This is a genomic window from Streptomyces sp. NBC_01352, from assembly GCF_036237295.1.
Taxonomy (GTDB): Bacteria; Actinomycetota; Actinomycetes; order Streptomycetales; family Streptomycetaceae; genus Streptomyces; species Streptomyces plumbiresistens.
The window spans coordinates 6,114,508-6,135,709 of record NZ_CP108354.1; the positions used below are offsets into that span (position 1 = coordinate 6,114,508).

Sequence of the window (21,202 nt, forward strand, 5' to 3'; positions counted from 1 at the left end):
ATTGCGCGCCCCCCGGGGGCCACGAGGTGGTAGTGGATCTCGACGCGTACGGTCCTCGAATGCGGCGCCTACCCACACACCGTGCGATCAGACCTGATCGAACAGGATCGAATGCGACGGAAACAAGCCTATTTTGAATTGTTTCCGTTTTCGGGCCCGCGTTTCAGGGAACGGCCGCTGGGCAGCCGCGCTGCAAGGAAGCGTAAGAACAGCTTCCGTTTGCTTTCCGGCGAGCGAAGGGCATGGTGGTGGCGTTCAATGTGACCGGTGGTGGGCAGGGCGAGTGGGCCGTGCTCACGGTGTCGGGCGAGCTGGACCTGGTGACGTCGCCGGTGCTGCGTCAGCGGGTGCACGACGTGATCGCCGAGGGCGGCCACAGCATCGTCCTCGACCTCTCCGAGGTCTTCTTCTGCGACTCCAGCGGCGTCGGCGTCCTCATAGCCTCCCGCCGCCTCATGCGCTCCTGCCAGGGCCGGCTCCGCCTGATCCTCCCGGCTCACGGCGCGGAGGACGGCTCGCACGTCAACCGGGTCCTGGGCGCACTGGGCGTCCGCCGCCTCTTCGACGTCCATCCGGACCTCGAGTCGGCCGTGGCCGAGGAGGCCGACCCGCTCTCGGCGTGAAGCCCGGCAGGCTGTCGCTCTGAAACACCGTTGTCCCGAAATTCCCCCGGTCTTGGCACAAGCGTCGCTTTCCCGCGCCCGAAGGGCCTGCCGCGTCGTACGCTCCGTGCCAGTACACCCCGACCTCACGTAAGGCGGCACGACACGACATGGTCAGCAGCGAGTACGAGCGCAGGATCGCCGCCCGGTTCGCCACCTTCGACCAGGACGGCAACGGCTACATCGACCGCGAGGACTTCAACGTGGCGGCCAAGGCGCTGCTCACGGAGTTCGGCACGGCGGCCCGGTCCGACAAGGGGCAGGCCCTGTATCTCGGTGCCGAGGCGTTCTGGCAGGGCATGGCCGGCATAGCGGACCGCGACGGCGACCAGCGCATCACCCGGGAGGAGTTCGTGGGCGGCGCGGTCAAGCGCCTGCGCGACAACCCCGAGGGCTTCGCCGAGATCGCCCGGCCCTTCCTGCACGCGGCGCTCGCCGTCGCCGACCCGGACGGGGACGGCGCGGCCACCGTCGAGGACACCGCGCGCGTGCTGGGCATCCTGGGCGTCCCCCAGGAGGTCGCCCGGGCCGCCGCGACCGCGCTCGACACGGACGGCGACGGCAGGATCGGCGAGACCGAGATCGTGACGGCCTTCGCGCGGTACTTCACCGTCCCCGAGTGACCGCGGCCGCACGCCTCTGAGGGGCCCTCACCCCACCGTGCCCGCGTAGCGCTCCCGCAGCTTGTACTTGAGCACCTTCCGCAGCGTCTCGCCCCGCGGAAGGGCGTCCACGACCTCCAGCCGCTCCGGCAGCTTGTGCGTCGACAGTCCTTCCGCACGCAGGTAAGACGTCACCGCCGTCAGGGTCAACTCCTCGGCGCCGGAGGGCTGTTCCACCACCGCGCACACCAGCTCCCCGCGCTCCGCGTCCGGCAGGCCGATGACGGCCACGTCCCCGACGCCCGGATGCCGGTGCAGCAGGTCCTCGAGCTCCTTCGCCGAGATGTTCTCGCCCTTGCGGATGATGACGTCCTTGAGCCGGCCGGTGAGGACCAGATGGCCGGTGTCGGTCAGCCGCCCGAGGTCCCCGGTGCGCAGGAACCCCTCCTCGTCGAAGGCTTCGGCGGTCTGTGCCGGGTCCAGGTAGCCCCGGCACACGGCCTCCCCCCGCAACCGCACCTCCCCGTCCACGATCCGTATCTCCATCCCCTCGGGCGGCCGCCCCTCCGTCGTCGCCAGCATCTCGGCCGTGTCGTCCGGCGCCCCCATCGTGATCATCGGCACCTCGGTCATGCCGTACCCGTGGGTCAGCTGCACGCCCATCTCCCGTACGACGGCGTGGTACAGCTCCGGCGGCCTGGGCGCCCCGCCGCCCGCGAGCAGCCGCAGGGACGGAACGACCGGGACGCCCGGCTGTTTGCGCTGCTCGGCGAGGAACATCGAGTAGAACGCCGTCGATCCGCCCGCGATCGTCACCCCGTGCCGGCGACAGCCCTCCAGCGCGTCCGGCAGCGCGAACTGCTCGAACATCACCGCCGGGAAGCCGTACAGCAGCAGCATCACCAGGTAGTCCGGGCCGCCGATGTGGGCGTACGGAAAGGCGATCGAGCCGACGTCGGACGCGGTGGGCCGCAGCGCGTGGGCGAGGCAGGAGCCGCCCGCGATCAGGGAACGGTCCGTGTGCAGGACGCCCTTGGGGGACGAGGTGGTGCCCGAGGTCCAGTAGATCCAGCGGACCGAGGTGCCCTCGGCGGGCGGCGCGGGCAGGACGGACGGGTCGCCGTCGGGCAGGCGGTCGTACGCCTCGATGATCCCCTTGGCGCCGAGCCGCCGTGCCATCTCCGTGTGGTCGAAGCCGCGCCACTCGCCCGGCACCGCGAAGTACTCCGCCTTCGACTCGCGCAGCGCGAAGGCGACCTCGCGGTCCCGGTAGAACGGGATGACCGGGCTCTGTACGGCGCCCAGGCGGGCCAGCGCGAAGGACAGGAGGGCCGTCTCGATGCGGGTGGACAGCTGCCAGGCGACGACCGTGCCGGGGCGTACGCCGAGGTCGTACAGGCCTGCCGCCACCCGCTCGGCCCGGTTGCGCAGCTCTCCGAAGCTCAGCGCGCGCTCCTCCTGGAGGAGGACCGGGCGGTCGGGGGTGAGGTCGGCGCGGCGGGTGACCAGGTCCCAGAGGGTGCGGGCGGCGCTGAGCGCGCGGGCGGTGTCGTTCACAACGGCCCCCTGTGTAGCTGACGGACAGTCAGATGGTGGGCAGAGCGTAGGGCCAGGTGCCTTGTCGGTCCAGGGGTGCGGGGCTAGCCTTCCCGGGAGTCAGATCTGATGGAGCATCAGATTCGTGCCTAGGGGGCTGCTCGTGGATCTCGCGTACTCACCCGAAGAGGAGGAGTTCCGGGCCCGGTTGAGGGAGTGGCTGGAGAAGGTCCTGCCCACGCTGCCGCCGAAGCCGTCGCCCGACGACTGGCCCGGGCGCCGCGCCTACGACCTCGGCTGGCAGCGCATGCTCCACGACGCCGGGTACGCCGGTCTGCACTGGCCCGTCGACGCGGGCGGCCAGGGCGCCACCCCGACCCGGCAGCTGATCTTCCTGGAGGAGACCGAGAAGGCCGGCGCACCCTATGTGGGCGCCAACTTCGTCGGACTGCTGCACGCCGGACCGACGATCGCCGCCGAGGGGACGCCCGGGCAGCGGGCCCGCTGGCTGCCGCCCGTGCTGCGCGGCGAGGAGGTCTGGTGCCAGGGCTTCAGCGAACCGGACGCCGGGAGCGACCTCGCGGCGCTGCGCACGCGCGCGTACCGGGACGGCGACGACTACGTGGTGACCGGCTCCAAGATCTGGACCTCGCACGCCGAAGTCGCCGACTGGTGCGAACTGCTGGTCCGGACCGACTCGGACGCGCCCAAGCACCGGGGCATCACCTGGCTCGCCCTGCCGATGGACGCCCCGGGCATCACCGTACGGCCGCTCAGAACGCTCGCCGGGTCCGCGGAGTTCGCCGAGGTGTTCCTCGACGAGGTGCGGGTGCCGGTCGCCAACCGGGTCGGCGACGAGAACGACGGCTGGCGCGTGACCATGGTGACCCTGTCCTTCGAACGCGGCACGGCCTTCGTGGGCGAGGTGGTCGCCTGTCGCCGCGTGCTGGGCGAACTCGCCCGGACGGCACGCGGGAACGGACGCTGGGACGATCCGGTGCTCAGGCGGCGGCTGGGCCGGCTCAACGCCGAGTTCCGCGCCCTGTGGCGGCTGACGCAGTGGAACGTGAGCGAGGCGGAGGCGAGCGGCGGCGTACCGGGCGTGGGCGGCTCGGTCTTCAAGCTGCGGTACTCGCACGCCCGCCAGGAGCTCTACGACGCCGCCGCCGACGTCCTCGGCCCCGACTGCCTCGACCTCGACCGGGAGTGGACCCTCGACCGGCTGTCCTCGCTGTCCTACACCATCGCGGCCGGGACCTCGCAGATCCAGCGGAACATCGTGGCCGAGCGGATCCTCGGGCTGCCGAAGGGACGATGACATGCGCTTCCGACCGACCGAGGACCAGCGGGCCCTGCGGGACGGCGTACGAGGGCTGCTGGCACGCCGCTTCGACCGCGAGGCGCTGTGGGCGGCCGTATCGGCGCCGGGACTGGACCGCGCGCTGTGGCGGGAGCTCGGCGCGGCCGGGTTCTTCGCGCTGCGCCTGCCGGAGGCCGACGGCGGCGTCGGACTCGGGCTTCCCGAGGCGGTGTTGGCCTTCGAGGAGGCGGGCCGGGTGCTGCTGCCCGGGCCGCTGGTGGCCACGCATCTCGCGGCGGGGGCCGTGCCGGGGGTGGCGACCGGGGAGACGGTCGTGGCCGCCGTCGACGGCGGGCTGGTGGAGTGGCTGGCGGAGGCGGACGTCGTACGAGGGGAGACTGCCGGTGCCGTACCGCTGCGGTCGGTGGATCCGCTGACGCCGCTGCACCGGGTGACCGCGGTGGGCTCGCCGGACCCGGTCGCCGTCCTCCTCACCGCCGCGGAGCAGCTGGGCACCGCCACGCGCGCGTGCGAGCTGGCCGTGCAACACGCCCGGACCCGTGAGCAGTTCGGGCAGCCGATCGGGGCCTTCCAGGCGGTCAAGCATCTGTGCGCCGAGCTGCTGGTGCGGGCGGAGACGGCCCGGGCCGCGGTGTACGCGGCGGCCGTCACCGCCGACCCGGTGGACATCGCGGCGGCCCGGCTGCTCGCCGACGAGGCCGCCGTGCGCGGCACCCGGGACTGCCTCCAGGTGCACGGAGGGATGGGGTTCACCTGGGAGAGCGAGGTTCACCTGCATCTGAAACGGGCCTGGGTGCGGTCCCAGCGTGGCGGAGCGAACACGGAGAGTGAGGAGATCCTCGCGGCCGATCTGGCGGGCTGAGGGGCGGAAAGGCGAGTGTGCTGGGATGTCGGCGGGGCGGCCCGGACGGATGTCGCGGATTGTGGCATACCGGAATCACGGAGCGTTGATATCGGGTTGTGTCCTAGGTGTGACTCGTCACGTCCCGGAGTCGGAGTGCCGCTCCGGTACCTTGTGTGAGATGCGAATGGTTCCGAGCACGAGCCATGCCGGAGTTGCCTTGGAGGCGGCTCCGGATCCGGCGGTGCGCGCCGCTGTTCGCAGGGCAGAAAGGCCGTCGGCCTCTGCTTGTTCGACTTCCCCCGACGAGCGTCGCACAGTATCCCGCACGGGTACTCCTTCGCGCTGGAATATGCCCGAAGCGCTTGTTGAGGTGACTGTACGTCAACCATGCTGTCTCATAAGGGATTCACGTTCCGTGACCCCGGCTTTGGCCATTGTTGTGGCCACGCAAAAAATGGCTACGATCGTGGCCCTCGTGAGGCGCGAGGCTATGTGTCCGCCGGTTCGGATGGTGTGAGCGGTGCAGGTGCTTCAAGTGCAGCTGGAGATCCGGCCCGACCCCGCCGAGGTGGGGCGAGCCCGAAGGTGGGCCCGCTCGCGCCTTGCCGGGTCCGGCATAGGGGACGACGAGTCGCTCGCGGAGACCCTGATCCTGCTCGTCTCCGAACTCGTCACCAACGCCGTGGTCCACACCGGCTGTCCGGCCGTGCTGCGACTGTCCCTGCCGCTCGTCGAGGCGGAGTCGGCCACCGTACGCCTCGAGGTGGCCGACCGCAGCGACCGCGCCCCGGTGCCGCGCTGCGTGGACGGCGACCAGACGGGCGGCCGGGGCCTCGCCCTCGTCGACGGACTCGCCGACCGATGGGGCTGGAGCCCGGAAGGCGCCGGCAAGCGCATCTGGTGCGAACTGGACCGGTGTTCGGGGTCCGAGGGCGGGGCGACGACCTACGGGAACGGCGCTTCGGCGTACGAGGGGCTGGCGTTCGAGGCGGTGTGACCGGCGCACGGTGGACTCGGATCCCGTGGAAATGCCGGTGGTCCGGTGCACGGTCGCGGAAAGCGCTGTCGTCCCTTCCTGGACGGTGAATCCGTGCGCCGGACGTGCTTCTGTGCGCGCCCACGGCAAATGGGGGTGTAAGTGATAAATCCCCGAACAGGTGTTGACGCCGCGTGACCGTTTGAACACGCTTGTGGTCAGCGATTCGCCGTGAGGGGACGACGAGGGGTTCGGTGACGGGAGCCCTCGCCGAGTGCGGGTCGTGATTCGGCGTCGGTTCTTTCAGGGCCAGGAGGGATCGGGGCGGGCGCGCCGGAGTCGGATGGCGGCGCGGTGCCGTGCTCGGGGCGGGCAGTGGTGCGTCGCCGTCCGACGGTCATGGGAGGCATGCGGGCCTGGCGGCCTGGGGGCTTGGGGCTTGGCGGTTCAGAGGATCGCGACGGGCGCCACCGGGGTTCCCGTGGCGCCGGCGAAGGGTTCGGGCATCGCTGACAACAGGAACGCGTAGCGACCTTCTTGTCCACAGGCTGTGGACAACTCTTCGAGATTCCAGTTCTGGCCCTGAATCATCCCCATTTCCACCAGATCGAGCGCATGTACGGGCAGCCACAGATCCTCGATCTCGGGCGGAAAGACCTCGAAGGTGAGGGTGTCGTTCGCGACCGCGGCGACATCACGCGCGTGGAACCACTCCGGGGTACGGATCGACAGGCCGGGCGACGGATGGCTGTACGCGTGCTTGTCGCCCGCGAGATACACCTGCATCTGTCCGGTCCGGACGAGCGCGATGTCACCGGCACGCACGCGCGTGCCCGCCAGTTCCTCGGCGGCCTCCAGGTCCTCGGGAGTGACGGCGTACCCACCGTCGAGGCGGTCCTGGTGGCGGGCCCGGGCCACGTCGAGCAGCACCCCGCGCGAGACGATGTGCCGCGCCTTGTCGATGCCGCTGAACTCCGCCCCGCCGTGCGGGGTGATGGTGCCGGCCGGGCGGCCGTTGTAGAGCCGGCCCGAGTGCGAGACGTGGGTGAGCGCGTCCCAGTGGGTGGCGGCCTGCAGGCCCATGGTCACGGCGTCGTCGCTGCACGCCACCGTGCCCGGCCCGAAGATCTCCTGGTTGATCTGCACCATGGCGTGCAGGGGATTGACCCGGCCCGGCATCAGCCCGGTCTGCACGCCGTCCTGTTGGAGAGGGAGGGCCAGAGGCACCCGGTGACCGCTCCGGACGCAGGTCGCGGCCTCGCGGACGACCTCGTCGGTGATCAGGTTGAGGGTGCCGATCTCGTCGTCGGCCCCCCAACGGCCCCAGTTGTTCACGCGCTTGGCGATGTCGTGGAACTCGGCCGGCAGCGACATCCGTCCTCCCTGGGGCTTGTCTCCGACAGTCTCACGGGTCATAAAATCTAACGGTCCGTCAGAAACCGCGGGAAGGGGCCGGCATGGGGAACTTCTTGGCAGGCAGGGTGATCGCCGTGACGGGCGCCGGGCGGGGCATCGGCCGGGCGGTCGCGCTGGGCGCGGCGGCCGAGGGGGCGCGGGTCGTCGTCAACGACTACGGCGTCTCGATGGACGGTGGCTCGCCGACGAGCGAGATCGCCGAGTCCGTGGTCAAGGAGATCGCGGCAGCGGGCGGCGACGCGGTCGCCGTGGCCGACGACATCTCGACGATGGCCGGCGGGCAGCGGGTCGTCGACGTGGCGCTGGCCTCGTACGGGCGGCTCGACGGGGTCGTGTGCGTCGCCGGGATCCTGCGTGAACGGATGCTGTTCAACATGAGCGAGGAGGAGTGGGACCCGGTCATCGCCACTCATCTCAAGGGCACCTTCACGGTGTTCCGGGCGGCTTCCGCGGTGATGCGGCAGCAGCGGGCGGGCACCTTGATCGGCTTCACCAGCGGCAACCACCAGGGCTCGGTGTCGCAGGCCAACTACAGCGCCGCGAAGGGCGGGATCATCTCGCTGGTGCGGAGCGCCGCGCTCGGCTTGAGCAAGTACGGGGTGACCGCCAATGCGGTGGCGCCCGTGGCCCGTACGCGGATGTCGGCGAACGTGCCCATGGAGCTGGCGGAGATCGGTGAGCCGGAGGATGTCGCCGCGTTGGTCGTCTACCTGCTGTCGGAGAAGGCCCGGGAGCAGGGCATCACGGGGCAGGTGTACACGATCGCCGGGCCGAAGATCGCGGTGTGGGCGCAGCCGAGGGAGTTGCGGGCCGCGTATGCCTCCGGCGGGTGGACGCCGGAGACGATCGCGGAGTTCTTGCCGGGGTCGGTGGGGGTGGATCCGATGCCGATGCTTGCGCGGGTGGCGGGGATGGAGCTCGCCGCTGCGCGGCGTGACAGGCCGAACGCCTAGTAGCTCGGGGGTGCGGGTTGTTGGGGCGGGTGCGGGTGCGTTGTGGCTGGTCGCGCAGTTCCCCGCGCCCCTAGAGGTATCTGGACGCGTCCGGCGCTGAGAGGAGACCCCCGATGGACTTCGGGTTTACCGCTGAGGACGAGGCGTTCCGAGGGGAGGCCAGGGAGTGGCTCGCGGCGCATGTCGATGGGTCCCTCGATCGTCGTACCTGGGAGCGGACCCTCGGCAAAGCCGGGTGGATCGGGCTCGGGTGGGCCGCGGGCGGGTACGGGAATCGGATTGCCGGGCTTACGCAGCAGGTTGTCTGGGCCGAGGAGTACGCCCGCTCGGGGGCGCCTCCGCGCTCCGGGCACATCGGGGAGAACCTGCTCGGCCCGACCCTTCTCGCGCACGGCACCGAGGAGCAGCGGTCCCGGTTTCTGCCTCCGATCGCCGCCGGGGAGGAACTCTGGTGTCAGGGGTACAGCGAGCCCGGGGCGGGGTCGGATCTGGCCGGGGTGCGTACGAAGGCCGAGCGGTGCTCGGACGGGACGTACCGGATCACCGGGCAGAAGATCTGGACGTCTCTCGCCCACGAGGCGGACTGGTGCTTCGTGCTCGCCCGCACGGAGCCGGGGTCCAGGCGTCATCACGGGCTCACCTTCCTGCTCGTGCCCATGGAGCAGCCCGGGCGGATCGAGGTGCGGCCCATCCGGCAGCTGACGGGGACGAGTGACTTCAACGAGGTCTTCTTCGACGGGGCACGCGCGCGCGTGGAGCACGTTGTCGGGGGAGAGGGCGGAGGCTGGGGCGTTGCGATGAGTCTGCTCGGGTTCGAGCGGGGGGTCTCGACGCTCGCTCAACAGATCGGGTTCGCGAAGGAGTTGGGGCGGGTGGTGCAGGCGGCCGTCGAGTCCGGTGCGGTGCGTGATGCCGTCGTACGGGAGCGGCTGGTGCGGCTGTGGGCCGAGTTGCGGGTGATGCGCTGGAACGCGCTGCGCACGCTGGGGAGTTCGGGTACGGGCCATGCCGGGGCGCCCAGTGTGGCCAAGCTGCTGTGGGGCGGCTGGCATCAGCGGCTCGGGGAGCTGGCGATGCTGGTGCGGGGCGCCGGCGGGGCGGTCGGGCCGGCGGAGTGGTCGGCATCGGCGTCGTACGAACTCGACGCGTTCCAGCACCTGTTCCTGTTCTCGCGGGCCGACACGATCTACGGCGGCTCCGACCAGATCCAGCGCACGATCATCGCCGAGCGCGTGCTCGGTCTGCCGAGGGAACCCAAGGGCCGACAGGGGGCCGCGTGATGCGAGGCGTGCTGTTCGACGGGACGCGGATCGAGGTCGTGGACGATCTCGACGTACGGGATCCGGGGCCCGGGGAGGTGCTGGTGGCGATCTCGGCGGCGGGGTTGTGCCACAGCGATCTGTCCGTGGTGGACGGGACCATACCTTTCCCCGTTCCCGTGGTGCTCGGCCATGAGGGGGCGGGGGTGGTGGAGGCCGTCGGGGCCGGTGTCACGCATGTGGCGCCCGGGGATCACGTGGCGTTGTCGACACTCGCCAACTGCGGTGCGTGCGCCGAGTGCGACCGGGGGCGGCCGACGATGTGCCGACGGGCGATCGGGCGGCCGGGGCAGCCGTTCACGCGGGGCGGGCGGCCCGTGTTCCAGTTCGCGTCCAACTCCGCCTTCGCGGAGCGGACCGTGGTGAAGGCGGTGCAGGCGGTGCGCATCCCGAAGGACATCCCGTCGCCGTCCGCGGCGCTCATCGGGTGCGGGGTGCTGACCGGGGTGGGCGCCGTGCTCAACCGGGCCAAGGTGGACCGCGGGGACAGCGTGCTGGTGATCGGCACGGGCGGGATCGGGCTGAACGTCCTCCAGGGCGCGCGGATCGCGGGCGCGCTGCGGATCGTCGCGGTGGACGCGAACCCGGCGAAGGAGGACGTGGCGCGGAGGTTCGGGGCGACCCACTTCCTGACCTCGACGGAGGGGGTGCGGGACGTCCTGCCGACGGGGGCGGACCATGCCTTCGAGTGCGTGGGGCGGGTGGAACTGATCCGGCAGGCGATCGATCTGCTGGACCGTCATGGTCAGGCGGTGCTGCTCGGCGTGCCTCCGGCCACGGCCGAGGCGTCCTTCCTCGTCTCGTCCATGTACCTGGACAAGTCGATCCTGGGCTGCCGCTACGGGTCCTCGCGGCCGCAGCGGGACATCGCGCTGTACGCCGAGCTGTACCGGGAAGGGCGGCTGCTGCTCGACGAGTTGGTGACGGAGACATACCCCGTCGAGGACTTCGAGAAGGCGGCGGCGGACGCGGAGGCGGGGCGGGTGGCCCGGGGTGTGCTGACCTTCTGAGCCTGTCCTGGACCTGTCCTGGACCTGTTCTGGGCATGTTCTGGGCATGCGTCGGGGGCATGTCAGGGGTTTTCCACAGGTGCTGGAAATCCCTTGGGGTGTTGTCGGTCCCGGCCTCTAGCGTCGTCCCATGAGCTACCGCGACGTCGCCTCCCGACAGGTCCTGATCTGGTCCTGCACCACCGTCGGCGCCCGTATGCCCGTGGCCATGGCGCCGCTGGCCCTGGTCTTCCTGGTGCGCGAACGCCCCGGCGGCTACTCGCTGGGCGCGATCCTCGCGGCGGCCTACGTCATCGGCGAGATCGCCGGCGCTCCCGTCCTCGGGATGCGGCTGCGCCCCGACCGCGCCCGCGCCCACCTGGCCGTCGGACTCGCGGTCGGCGCCGTCGCCTTCGCGGGGCTCGGGGTGGTCCCCGACGCGCATCCGACGGTCCTCGCCGGGCTCGCCCTTGTCGCCGGTGCCGCCCCGGCCGCGGCCACCGGTGGCCTGCGCACGCTGCTCACCGTGCTCGTCCCGGAGCGGGCGACGGCGCAGGCGCTGTCCGTCGAGTCGATACTGACGGCCGGGATCTGGGCCGTCTCCCCGGCCGCGGTCGCCGGCCTCGCCCTCGGTGTCGCACCGCCCGTCCCGCTGCTCCTCGGCGCCGCCCTGATGGCGTCGTCGGTCGCGGGCCTGTGGCTCCTGCCGGCCGGGTGGGGCGCGGACGACACGGGCGGCACGGACCGGACGGGCGTCTCGCAGCTCCGGATCCTGGCCGGCGCCTGGCCGGTGTACGTCATGGGCGCGGCCAGTCTGGCCCTGCTCGGTCTGGCCGAACTCGTGCTGCCGGCCCTGCTCGAACAGCGCGGCGTCGGCGTCGGCTGGACCGGTCCGCTGCTGACCGGGATGGCGGTGGGCGGGGGCCTCGGTGCCTTCGTCCACGGTCTGCGGTCCTGGCCCGGGCGGCTGCGCACCCGCAGCGTGGTGCTGATGGCCGGCACGTCGGCCTGTGTGGCCCTGGCGGCGCTGACGCGGGACCCGGCCGGGATCGCCGCCGCGCTGGTCGTCGGCGGCACCCTCCAGTCCTGCGCGATGCTCACCCGCAACCTGTCCCTGCGCGAGGCCCTCCCGCCGAGCGTCCTGGCGGCGGGCTACTCGGTGATGTACGCGGCCGCGGGCGCGGGTTACGCGGCGACGGGCTCGCTCGCCGGTGCCCTCCTCAAGGTGGCGGCGCCGTCCACGGCCATCCTGGCCGGCGTGGGCCTCACCGTGGTGCTGACGGCGGTCGGCTGGTGGGGCGAGGTGCGCCGCGCCGGCCGCTCACCGAAGGCTGCCGACACCGCCGTGGCCCTCGGGCTCGCCGATGCCGGTCCCGCCGCTCCCGGCCCGGAAGGTGCGGCGATACGCGGTGGGGGTGACGCCGAGGGCCGCCTGTAGGTGCTGCCGCATCGACTGGGCGGTGCCGAAGCCCGCGTCCCGGGCGACCTGGTCGATGGAGAGGTCGGTGGACTCCAGGAGGTGCCGGGCCCGTTCCACCCGCTGCTGGGTGAGCCACTGGCCGGGGCTGATGCCGGCCTCCTCGCGGAAGCGGCGCGTGAAGGTGCGTACGGACATGGCCTCCTGCTCGGCCATGTCCCGCAGCTGGATCGGCTCGTGGAGGCGGCCCAGCGCCCAGGCGCGGGCGGCGGTCGTGGTCGCCAGCTGCGGGTCGGCCACGGGGCGGTGGATGTACTGCGCCTGCCCGCCGTCGCGGTGCGGCGGTACGACGGTGCGGCGGGCCACCTCGTTGGCGACCGCCGTGCCGTGGTCGCGGCGCACCATGTGCAGGCACAGGTCGATTCCGGCCGCGACGCCCGCCGAGGTCAGTATGTCGCCGTCGTCGATGAACAGGACGTCCGCGTCGACCTTGATGCGCGGGAAGAGGCGCTGGAGGTGCTCGGCCTCGGCCCAGTGCGTGGTGGCGGGCCGGCCGTCGAGGAGGCCGGCGGCGGCCAGGACGTAGACGCCGGTGCAGATGGAGGCGAGGCGGGTGCCGGGGCGGATGTGGGCGAGTGCGGCGGCCAGTTCGTCGGTCAGCACGCCCTCCTCGAAGACCGGGCCGAGTTCGTACGACGCCGGGATGATCACGGTGTCGGCGGTGGCCAGGATCTCCGGGCCGTGGGCGACCTCGATGGCGAAGTCGGCGTCGGTCTCGACGGGGCCGGGCGGGCGGACCGAGCAGGTGACGACCTCGTACAGGTGCCGGCGCTCGGCGTCCCTGGGGCGGCCGAAGATGCGGTGCGGGATGCCCAGTTCGAAGGGGAGCAGGCCGTCGAGGGCGAGGACGACGACGCGGTGGGGACGGAAGCCCTGAGCCGTTTCCATGGCCCGATCCTAGCGAATGATGTCCTTCGGGCCACTCGATCGGAGGGCGGCCGGAAAGAAAGCTCTATGTCGTGACCCAGACAACCGAAGCCGCCGCAGAGGCATCCCGCGCCGGAAAGAAGCCGACTCGCCCGCGGCGGAGCCGCATGATGTCACTGCATCGGGCCTGGTTCGTCGCGGCCGTGACCTTCGTGACGATCATCGGCGCCGCCGCCTTCCGGTCCCTGCCCGGCCTGCTCTTCGACCCGCTGAACGAGGACTTCGGCTGGTCGCGCGGCACGGTCGGCGCGGCGGTCTCCGTCAACCTCGCGCTGTACGGGCTCACCGCGCCCTTCGCGGCGGCGCTGATGGACCGCTTCGGCATCCGCCGGGTCGTCGCCGTGGCTCTGACGATCATCTCGATCGGGTCCGGCCTGACGGTGTGGATGACGGCGGCCTGGCAGCTGCTGCTGTGCTGGGGTCTGCTGGTCGGCCTGGGCTCCGGCTCGATGGCGCTGGCCTTCGCGGCGACGGTCACCAACCGCTGGTTCACCGAACGCCGCGGCCTGGTCACCGGCATCCTCACCGCCGCCTCGGCCTCCGGTCAGCTGATCTTCCTGCCGGTGCTGTCCTGGATGGTCGAGACGCACAGCTGGCGACCGGCGGCCGTCACGGTGTCGCTGGCGGCCCTCGCGGTCGTCCCCTTCGTATGGCTGCTGCTGCGCGACCACCCGGCCGACGTGGGCCTGAAGCCGTACGGCGCGAAGGAGTTCGTGCCGAAGCCGGAGCCGGTCCCCGGAGCCGCCCGGCGTGCGGTCACCGTGCTGTGGAAGGCCGCCCGCACCGGCCCCTTCTGGCTGCTGGCCGGCACCTTCGCGATCTGCGGAGCCTCCACCAACGGCCTGATCCAGACCCACTTCGTGCCCGCCGCCCACGACCACCACATGCCCGTCACGGCGGCGGCCTCGCTGCTCGCGGTCATCGGCGTGTTCGACGTCGTCGGCACGATCGCCTCCGGCTGGTTCACCGACCGCTTCGAACCGCGCCGGCTGCTCGCGGTGTACTACGCGCTCAGGGGCATCTCACTGCTCTTCCTCCCGATGCTGCTGGCCCCGTCGGTCCACCCGCCGATGCTCTTCTTCATCGTCTTCTACGGCCTCGACTGGGTCGCCACCGTCCCGCCCACCGTGGCTCTGTGCCGGGAGCACTTCGGCGACGACAGCGCGATCGTCTTCGGCTGGGTCCTCGCCGCCCACCAGGTCGGCGCCGCGCTCGTGGCCTTCCTCGGGGGCGTCGTACGGGACGTCTTCGGCGAGTACGACATGGTCTGGTACGCGTCGGGGGCGCTGTGCGCGGCGGCGGCGCTGATGGCGCTGGTGATCCGGCGGCCGGTGGTGGCTCCAGCGGGGATGGCGGTCTAGGGCCGCTCCGCTAGCCTGCTTTCCGGACTCACCCGCTCGGAAAGGGCTGTTCATGACACTCGGTGTCCTCGGTGCGGTGCTCGGAGACGGTTCCTCGCGCGCTTCGACGCGGGAGCGGTAACCGGCCGAGGCGGCCTGCCTTTTCACCCGTACGACTAGACCCGTACGACTCCGCTCTCTCATCTCCTCGTCGAAGCGCTCTTCGTGCCCCTGCACGTTCGATCGCGAGGAGTACCGCATCGTGTCCGCGAATCGCTGGACCGAGAACACCGTCGTCGCCGACGACCGCACGCGTGCCGACACCGCCTACCGGCTGGCCTGCGAAGGCACCGCCCTGCTGTGGCGGGGCGACTTCCACAACGGACGCCACCTGTTGGCGGCCATGGGCCGCCGGATCGATCGGGTCGACCGCAAACGGCTCCGGACCGGGGCCACCGCGGCCGAGACCTTCCGGCAGTACCGCCGGGCCCGTGCCCATCGTGCCCGGGTGCTCGGCAGGCTCCTCGTCCGCCTGGAGGAGGACTACTCCCTGGCGGTGCGCCGGGCGCCCGACGTACGCGGGGCGTGCGTGGACGCGTACGGCCCGCCGCAGGGGCCGTCGACGGTCCCGCTGCGGGAGTTGCTGGGCGTCATCGGGGCGCGGCAGTGGCGGGAGAAGGGGGTGCCGGTGGCAGCCCTCGGCGCCCGGATCCATCCGCACTACGGGGTGTTCTCCCCGGTGCGGGGCGAGTACGTCGACCTGGTCGCGCGGGCGCCCCTGCCCACGTTCCGTACCGCCTTCGACCTGGGTACGGGAACAGGGGTGCTCGCAGCCGTCCTGGCCCGCCGGGGTGTCGGCCGGCTCGTGGCGACCGACATCGGTCCGCGCGCCCTGGTCTGCGCGCGGGACAACCTCGGACGGCTGGGCCTCGCCGAGCGGGTCCGCGTCGAAGGGCCCGCGCTGTACCCCGACGGGCGTGCCGACCTGGTCGTGTGCAACCCGCCCTGGATTCCCGCCCGGCCCGCCTCCGAGCTGGACCTCGGCGTCTACGACGCGGGCGGCGGCATGCTCCACGGCTTCCTCGCCTCACTCGCCGACCACCTGGAAGCGGCGGGCGAGGGCTGGCTGGTCCTGTCCGACCTGGCCGAACGCCTCGGCCTGCGCACCCGCGCCGACCTGCTCGCCGAGATCGAGGCGGCCGGCCTGCGGGTGCGGGACCGGCTCGACACCCGGCCGCGGCACCCGCGGTCCCGTGACACCGGCGATCCGCTGCACGCCGCACGCGCGGCGGAGGTCACGTCGCTCTGGCGGTTGGGGGTGGCTGAGGGGTCGTAGGGAGACGGAGTCATCGGGGCGGTCGGCGGGCGCCCCGATGACTGTCGTCGAGCCGGGCGAAGCGTCCCTTGTGGAACAGCAGGGGCGACTCGTCCTCGTCGGCCTCCCCCAGCGCCTCCACCCGCCCCACCACGATCAGGTGATCGCCGCCCGTGTGCACCGCGTGGATCGTGCAGTCGATCCACGCGAGCGCGCCCGCGAGACGGGGGGAGCCGGAGGCGGGGGCCGTGTCGTGGGCGACGCCCGCGAACTTGTCCGCGCCGCTGACCGCGAAGCCGCGGCAGAGCTCGCCCTGGTGGGCGCCCAGGACGTTGACGCAGAAGACGCCGGCGCGGGCGATGCGCGGCCAGGTCGTGGACGTACGGCCGACCATGAAGGCGACGAGCGGCGGGTCGAGGGAGAGGGCGGAGAAGGACTGGCAGGCGAAGCCGGCGGGAGCGGATTCGCCGTCGGCGGCGGGTGCGGTGACCACGGTCACGCCGGTCGCGAAGTTCCCCAGGACGCGCCGGAACTCGGCCTGGCCGACCGGTGGCCGCTCGTCCTCGCCGACGCAGCGCAGGTCCGGGCGCGGCAGCGGTTCCACGGGTTCGGGGCGGGGCCCGGACCTGAGGTAGCGGACGGCTGCGGCGGCCATTCCTGCGTGTCCCATCATGTCCCCCATTGAAGCTGACGGACCGTCAGATGGGAAGGGAGCCAGGTAGGAAGAGAGTCAGGTAGGAAGAGAAGGGTCAGCGGCCCTTGTACTCGGGGTTCCGCCGTTCCACGAAGCTGCGAACCCCCTCCCGCGCGTCCTGGGTCGTCATGTTGATCTCCTGCGCGGCGGCCTCCGCGGCGAAGGCGGTCGTGCGGTCGGTGTCCAGGGAGGCGTTGACCAGCTGCTTGGTGAGGGCCAGGGCGCGGGTGGGGCCGGTGGCCAGGCGTTCGGCCCACTCGCGGGCCGTCTTGTCCAACTCCCCGTCCGCCACGACCCGGTTGACCAGGCCGAGCCGTTCCGCCTCCGGCGCGGTCAGCGCGTCGCCGAAGAACATCAGCTCCTTCGCGCGCTGCGGACCGACGAGGCGGGGGAGGAGGTAGGCGCCGCCGCCGTCCGGGACCAGCCCGCGTCGTACGAACACCTCGATGAACCTGGCGGACTCTGCGGCGAGTACGAGGTCGCAGGCGAACGCGAGATGCGCGCCGAGGCCGGCGGCCGTGCCGTTCACGGCGGCGATCACCGGTTTCTCGCAGTCGAGGACGGCGGCGACCAGGCGCTGGGCGCCGAGACGGATCGTGCGGGCCACGTCACCGGCGACGCGGTCCTCCGTCGGCGGGCCGCCGCGCAGATCCGCGCCCGCACAGAAACCACGGCCGGTTCCGGTGATCACCACGGCCCGTACGGCCGGGTCGGCGGAGGCCTCCGACAGCAGCCGGATGATGCGTTCGCGCTGGTCAGGGGTGATGGCGTTGAGGGCTTCGGGGCGGTTGAGGGTGATGCGGCAGACCTGATTGTCAGTGGCGTGCTGTACCAATGACTCAGCGGATTTTTCCGGCTCAGGGGCATTCGCGTAGGTACGGGGGGAATCAGGCATGTTCATCTCAGCTGCACACCACCAGTGCGTCCAGCGCCACCGCACCCTGCCCGCGCGGCAGCACCATCAGCGGGTTGATGTCGAGTTCCGCGAGCTGGTCCCCGAGTTCCAACGCCATGCGCTGCACACGCAGGACGACTTCGACGAGCGCGTCCAGGTCCGCCGGGGGGCGCCCCCGGACCCCGTCGAGGAGGGCCCGCCCCCGGAGTTCGTCGCACATGTCCCGCGCCTGCCTCTCGCCGAAGGGCGGCACGCGTACGGCCACGTCCCGCAGCACCTCGACGAGCACGCCGCCGAGCCCGACCGTCACCGTCGGCCCGAAGAGCTGGTCGTGCGTGACACCGACGACCATCTCGACGCCCCGCTCGACCATCTGGCAGACGAGTACGCCGTCCAGGGAGACGTCCTCGTAGCGGGCGATGTCGGTCAACTCCCGGTAGGCGTCCCGGACCTGGCTGGCCGAGGTCAGACCGATCTTCACCAGGCCGAGCTCGGTCTTGTGGGCGATCCGCGCGCCGGACGCCTTCATCACCACCGGGTAGCCCACCAGCCCGGCCGCGCGCACGGCCGCCGCCGCGCTGGTCACCAACTGCTCACGCGGTACGCGGATGCCGTACGCCCGCAGCAGCTGCTTCGCCGCGTGCTCGCTCAGCTGCTGTCCCGGGCGCATCAGCTCACGCGCCTTGCGGAAGGACGGCGAAGGGGTGCGGGGTGCCGAGTCGAAGGGGGAGCGGTAGCCGGTCACGAAACGGTGGTGGTCGAGGTGGGCGCGGACGGCGGTGAGGCAGTTCGCGACGGTGCGGAAGGTGGCCACCCGGGACGAGCCGAGCAGCACCTCCCGGTACGCGGGCTCGGTGCCGACCGGCGACCCCCACACCACGCACACCAGCTTGTCCGTCCGCTCGGCGGCGTCCACCAGGTCCTGGACGAGCTTGTCGCTCAGTGGCGGGAAGGGCCCGGTGATCGGGCAGATCAGGACGCCGACCTCAGGGTCGTCGAGCAGCGCGTCGATGATCTTCCGGCCGCGCGCGTCGCCGACCGGGTGCCCGCCGTTGTCGACGGGGTTGGCCACGTTCAGGTACTCGGGTATCCACTGGTGCAGCTCGGCCTGCTTGGCGTCCGACAGCTCCGGCAGCCGCAGCCCCGCCTCGGTCGCCAGATCGGCGACGTGCGCGCCCGTGCCGCCCGAGATCGAATAGACGACGACTCCGTCGGCCCGGGGCGGCCGGGCGCGGGCCAACAGGGCGGCGGTGTCCTGGAGTTCGTCGAGGCCGTCCACCCGGATCACTCCGTACTGCCGCATCGCCGCGTCCACCACCGTGTCGGCGCCGGTCAGCTTGCCGGTGTGTGAGGCGGCCGTGCGGGCGCCGGTCTCGGTGCGGCCCACCTTGACCGCGACGACCGGCACCCCGCGCCGGGCGGCCCGGTCGGCGGCGAGCAGGAAGGAACGGCCGTCCTTCAAGCCCTCGACGTAGCAGGCGATGGCGCCGACCTCGGGCCGCTCGGCGAAGTAGGAGAGGAAGTCGGCGGTCTCCAGGTCGGCCTCGTTCCCGGTGGGCGCCCAGTGGGAGAGGCGGATGCCGAGTTCCTGGAGGGCGAAGACGGGGCGGCCCTGGTGGCCGGACTGGGTGATCAACGCGATCGCGGGCCCGTCGAGGTCGTCCCGGAAGTGCTCGAAGGCGTTGAGGTTCGTGTTGGGGCCTAGGAGTCGGATCCCGGACCGGGCCACGGCCGCGGCGAGACGGGCCTGGGCCGCCGCGCCCTCCTCGCCGGTCTCCGCGAACCCGGAGGCGAAGACGACCGCGAACTTCACCTTGGCCTCGGCGAGTTCCTCGATCACGGGAAGGGGGTCGGCGACCAGCAGCACGGCGAGATCGATCTGCTCGGGCAGATCGGCGACGGAGGGGGAGCAGGGGATGCCGAAGACGGCCGGGCGGGTCGGGTGCACGGGGTGCAGTCGGGCGCCGACGCGCTCGGACCAGGCGAGGAGTTGGCGGGTGACGCCGGTGTTGGGCCGCCCCTCCGTGTCCGAGGCGCCGATCACGGCGACGGACTCGGGGTGGAAGAAGCGGTCCAGATCGGGGACGTCGCAGTACAGCGGCCGTCCGCTGACGTCGAGATCGTCGACCTCGGCGGGCCGGCCGTGGACGGCGGGCCCGGGTTGCTCGCCACAGGCGATGACCCGGGCCCCGCGGGAGTCGGTGGTGAGGGTGCCGTGGGTTGATCCAAGCATCGGTCCGCCCGCTCCTGTGTGACAGCACAAATAACTGACGCAGTGTCAGATTACAGAACTGACGCAGTGTCAGGAACGGGCGTGCACGCAAAGAAGCGCGATGCCTACAGCGCGGCCAGTACCTCCCTCGCCACCCGCTCGCCCGACCGCACGGCCCCGTCCATGAAGCCCATCCAGTAGGTGGAGGTCTCCGTCCCGGCCCAGTGGATGCCGCCGACGGGCTCCCGCAGGGCCGGGCCGTACTGGGTCAGGACGCCGGGGGCGGCGATGGAGACGGGGCCGCCGCGGGTGTAGGCCTCGTTGTTCCAGCGTTGCAGGACGAAGGAGGAAGGGGAGGCGGCTTTCTCGCCGAAGTACGTCACGTAGTCCTTCAGCACGGCCGTGCGGACCGCCGCCTCGCTCGCCGAGTCCAGGGCCCGCATCTCGTCGGCCTCGATGAACCCCATCAGCGCGCCGTAGGAGGCGTCGGGCGGGGAGTTGTCGAAGGTCGAGCTGACCACGCCGGTGTCGCTGACGACCTGGCCGTTGAGGCCGTCGGCGCGCCAGAAGGGGGTGTCGTAGACGGCGATCGCCTTGCCGACCGAGGCCATCGGCAGGCGCTGGGTGAGCTGGTCGCGGCCGGCGGGGAGCAGGGGTTCGTATGCAATGCGGGCGGCGAGCGGCGGGGGTACGGCGACCACGACGCGGTCGGCGGTGACCGTCGTACCGTCCGCGGTCACCACGTAGCGGCCGCCGGACCGTGCGATGGAGCGGACCGGGGCGCTCAGCACCAGCCGGTCGCCCAGGGTGGCGGCGAGTCTGGCCGGCACCAGCTGGGAGCCGCCGACGAAGCGCAGTTCCTGGGCGCCGTTCGCGGTCTCGGTGAGGCGTTCCAGGGTGCCGGGGTTCGACGCGTTGCCGGCGGTGGCGATGTAGGAGACGACGAACAGGAGGGAGAGCTCACGGGGTTCGGCCGAGAAGATCGAGGTGCAGGCCACGTCGAGGAGGAACTTGGCGGACGGCACGACGGCGTTGGCGCGCAGCCAGGTCTCGAAGGTCTGCCGGTCCCACTCCGCTGCCTTCGCGGCGGTCCAGGGGGCGTCGACCGGTATCTGCTTCGCCATGTCGTTCAGCGAGGCCTGCACGATCGCCGCGTTGGCGAGACCGGCCACGTCCACGGGCGGGACGGCGCCGAGCAGTCCGTCGGTGGCGTAGGCCGTCTTCTTGCCGTCCTTGTAGAGGAGGTTCTTGCCGGTGTTGTAGGTGGGGAAGGTCGCCACGCCCAGGGAGTCGGCGAGCGCCTTGATGCGGTCCTGGGTGGGGCCGATGAACTCGCCGCCGCCCTCGGTGACGCCGCCGTTGCCCAGCGGAAGGTTCACCACCCGGCCGCCGACGCGGTCACGGGCCTCCAGGACGGCGACCGTCCTTCCGGCCGCGACCAGGTCACGGGCCGCGGTGAGTCCGGCGAGGCCGGCGCCGACGACGGCGACGTCCACGTCACGGCCCGCCGCGGACGCCGCGCCGGCGGCGGTGGTGGTCAGGGTGACGGCACCGGCGGTCGCGGCGGCGCCGCCGAGCAGGGTGCGGCGGGAGAGCTGTCTTTCGCGTGCCACGTGCATCCTCCGTCGTAGCGAGAGGTGGGTGGAGCCGGAAAGTGAGCAGGGCTCACATTCTGGTGACGTGCGGCACACGCGTGGCGAGAAACGGCCGTCCCGGCGCGTACT

General features: G+C 71.9%; 18 protein-coding genes. 11 read left to right on the forward strand and 7 right to left on the reverse strand.

From position 1 onward, the window contains the following. Positions 1–242: 242 nt before the first annotated feature. Both OG252_RS28545 and OG252_RS28550 read left to right on the forward strand, forming a co-directional pair. Positions 243–623, forward strand: a complete 381-nt coding sequence (locus tag OG252_RS28545) for an STAS domain-containing protein (RefSeq protein WP_266437828.1) — start codon at positions 243–245, stop codon at positions 621–623. 149 nt (positions 624–772) lie between these two features. Next, on the forward strand, positions 773–1,285 hold the full coding sequence (locus OG252_RS28550; RefSeq protein ID WP_266437831.1) for an EF-hand domain-containing protein: 513 nt from the start codon (positions 773–775) through the stop codon (positions 1,283–1,285). Between the two features lie 27 nt (positions 1,286–1,312). On the opposite strand, the gene OG252_RS28555 is transcribed toward OG252_RS28550, so the two are convergent. Continuing rightward, positions 1,313–2,821 carry a class I adenylate-forming enzyme family protein gene (locus OG252_RS28555; RefSeq protein ID WP_329339675.1) on the reverse strand — a complete coding sequence of 503 codons (1,509 nt, stop codon included), beginning with the start codon at positions 2,819–2,821 and terminating at the stop codon, positions 1,313–1,315. Positions 2,822–2,963: 142 nt separating this feature from the next. On the opposite strand from OG252_RS28555, the gene OG252_RS28560 reads away from it, so the two are divergent. The 3 genes from OG252_RS28560 (at position 2,964) to OG252_RS28570 (ending at position 5,962) form a co-directional block, all read left to right on the forward strand. Then, complete coding sequence (locus OG252_RS28560; RefSeq protein WP_329339677.1) at positions 2,964–4,118, forward strand: acyl-CoA dehydrogenase; 1,155 nt, start codon at positions 2,964–2,966, stop codon at positions 4,116–4,118. 1 nt (position 4,119) lies between these two features. Then, a complete protein-coding gene (locus tag OG252_RS28565) occupies positions 4,120–4,983 on the forward strand; it encodes an acyl-CoA dehydrogenase family protein (protein ID WP_329339679.1) in 864 nt (287 codons plus the stop codon). Between the two features lie 517 nt (positions 4,984–5,500). Further along, positions 5,501–5,962: an ATP-binding protein gene (locus OG252_RS28570; protein WP_266448360.1), complete on the forward strand. Its 462-nt coding sequence runs from the start codon at positions 5,501–5,503 to the stop codon at positions 5,960–5,962. 426 nt (positions 5,963–6,388) lie between these two features. Here OG252_RS28570 and OG252_RS28575 read toward each other — a convergent pair whose 3' ends face one another. Then, positions 6,389–7,315: a cyclase family protein gene (locus OG252_RS28575; RefSeq protein WP_329339681.1), complete on the reverse strand. Its 927-nt coding sequence runs from the start codon at positions 7,313–7,315 to the stop codon at positions 6,389–6,391. 83 nt (positions 7,316–7,398) lie between these two features. On the opposite strand from OG252_RS28575, the gene OG252_RS28580 reads away from it, so the two are divergent. From OG252_RS28580 to OG252_RS28595, 4 genes are all read left to right on the forward strand, one after another. Further along, positions 7,399–8,310 carry an SDR family oxidoreductase gene (locus OG252_RS28580; protein WP_266437845.1) on the forward strand — a complete coding sequence of 304 codons (912 nt, stop codon included), beginning with the start codon at positions 7,399–7,401 and terminating at the stop codon, positions 8,308–8,310. Positions 8,311–8,423: 113 nt separating this feature from the next. Then, positions 8,424–9,590: an acyl-CoA dehydrogenase family protein gene (locus tag OG252_RS28585; protein WP_329339683.1), complete on the forward strand. Its 1,167-nt coding sequence runs from the start codon at positions 8,424–8,426 to the stop codon at positions 9,588–9,590. Beyond that, on the forward strand, positions 9,590–10,639 hold the full coding sequence (locus OG252_RS28590; protein ID WP_307675602.1) for a Zn-dependent alcohol dehydrogenase: 1,050 nt from the start codon (positions 9,590–9,592) through the stop codon (positions 10,637–10,639). Before OG252_RS28585 ends, OG252_RS28590 begins: the two co-directional genes overlap by 1 nt. A gap of 130 nt (positions 10,640–10,769) precedes the next feature. Continuing rightward, positions 10,770–12,056, forward strand: coding sequence for an MFS transporter (locus OG252_RS28595; RefSeq protein WP_329339686.1), 1,287 nt, complete (start codon positions 10,770–10,772; stop codon positions 12,054–12,056). On the opposite strand, the gene OG252_RS28600 is transcribed toward OG252_RS28595, so the two are convergent. After that, entirely contained in the window at positions 11,940–12,983 is a 1,044-nt protein-coding gene (locus OG252_RS28600) for a GlxA family transcriptional regulator (RefSeq protein ID WP_329339688.1), read from the reverse strand. The genes OG252_RS28595 and OG252_RS28600 overlap by 117 nt on opposite strands. A gap of 71 nt (positions 12,984–13,054) precedes the next feature. On the opposite strand from OG252_RS28600, the gene OG252_RS28605 reads away from it, so the two are divergent. Together OG252_RS28605 and OG252_RS28610 are read left to right on the forward strand one after the other, a co-directional pair. Beyond that, positions 13,055–14,383, forward strand: coding sequence for an MFS transporter (locus OG252_RS28605; RefSeq protein ID WP_266437860.1), 1,329 nt, complete (start codon positions 13,055–13,057; stop codon positions 14,381–14,383). A gap of 241 nt (positions 14,384–14,624) precedes the next feature. After that, positions 14,625–15,698 carry a class I SAM-dependent methyltransferase gene (locus tag OG252_RS28610; protein ID WP_329339691.1) on the forward strand — a complete coding sequence of 358 codons (1,074 nt, stop codon included), beginning with the start codon at positions 14,625–14,627 and terminating at the stop codon, positions 15,696–15,698. A 10-nt stretch (positions 15,699–15,708) separates the two neighbouring features. On the opposite strand, the gene OG252_RS28615 is transcribed toward OG252_RS28610, so the two are convergent. From OG252_RS28615 to OG252_RS28630, 4 genes are all read right to left on the reverse strand, one after another. Then, the gene (locus OG252_RS28615; RefSeq protein ID WP_329345211.1) at positions 15,709–16,347 is read right to left on the reverse strand and encodes a flavin reductase family protein; all 639 of its coding nucleotides are present in this window, start codon (positions 16,345–16,347) and stop codon (positions 15,709–15,711) included. Positions 16,348–16,426: 79 nt separating this feature from the next. Continuing rightward, positions 16,427–17,266: an enoyl-CoA hydratase/isomerase family protein gene (locus tag OG252_RS28620; protein WP_329339693.1), complete on the reverse strand. Its 840-nt coding sequence runs from the start codon at positions 17,264–17,266 to the stop codon at positions 16,427–16,429. A 7-nt stretch (positions 17,267–17,273) separates the two neighbouring features. Further along, positions 17,274–19,499, reverse strand: a complete 2,226-nt coding sequence (locus OG252_RS28625) for an acetate--CoA ligase family protein (RefSeq protein ID WP_266437867.1) — start codon at positions 19,497–19,499, stop codon at positions 17,274–17,276. 104 nt (positions 19,500–19,603) lie between these two features. After that, entirely contained in the window at positions 19,604–21,091 is a 1,488-nt protein-coding gene (locus tag OG252_RS28630) for a flavin monoamine oxidase family protein (protein ID WP_266437869.1), read from the reverse strand. Between the last annotated feature and the right edge of the window lie 111 nt (positions 21,092–21,202).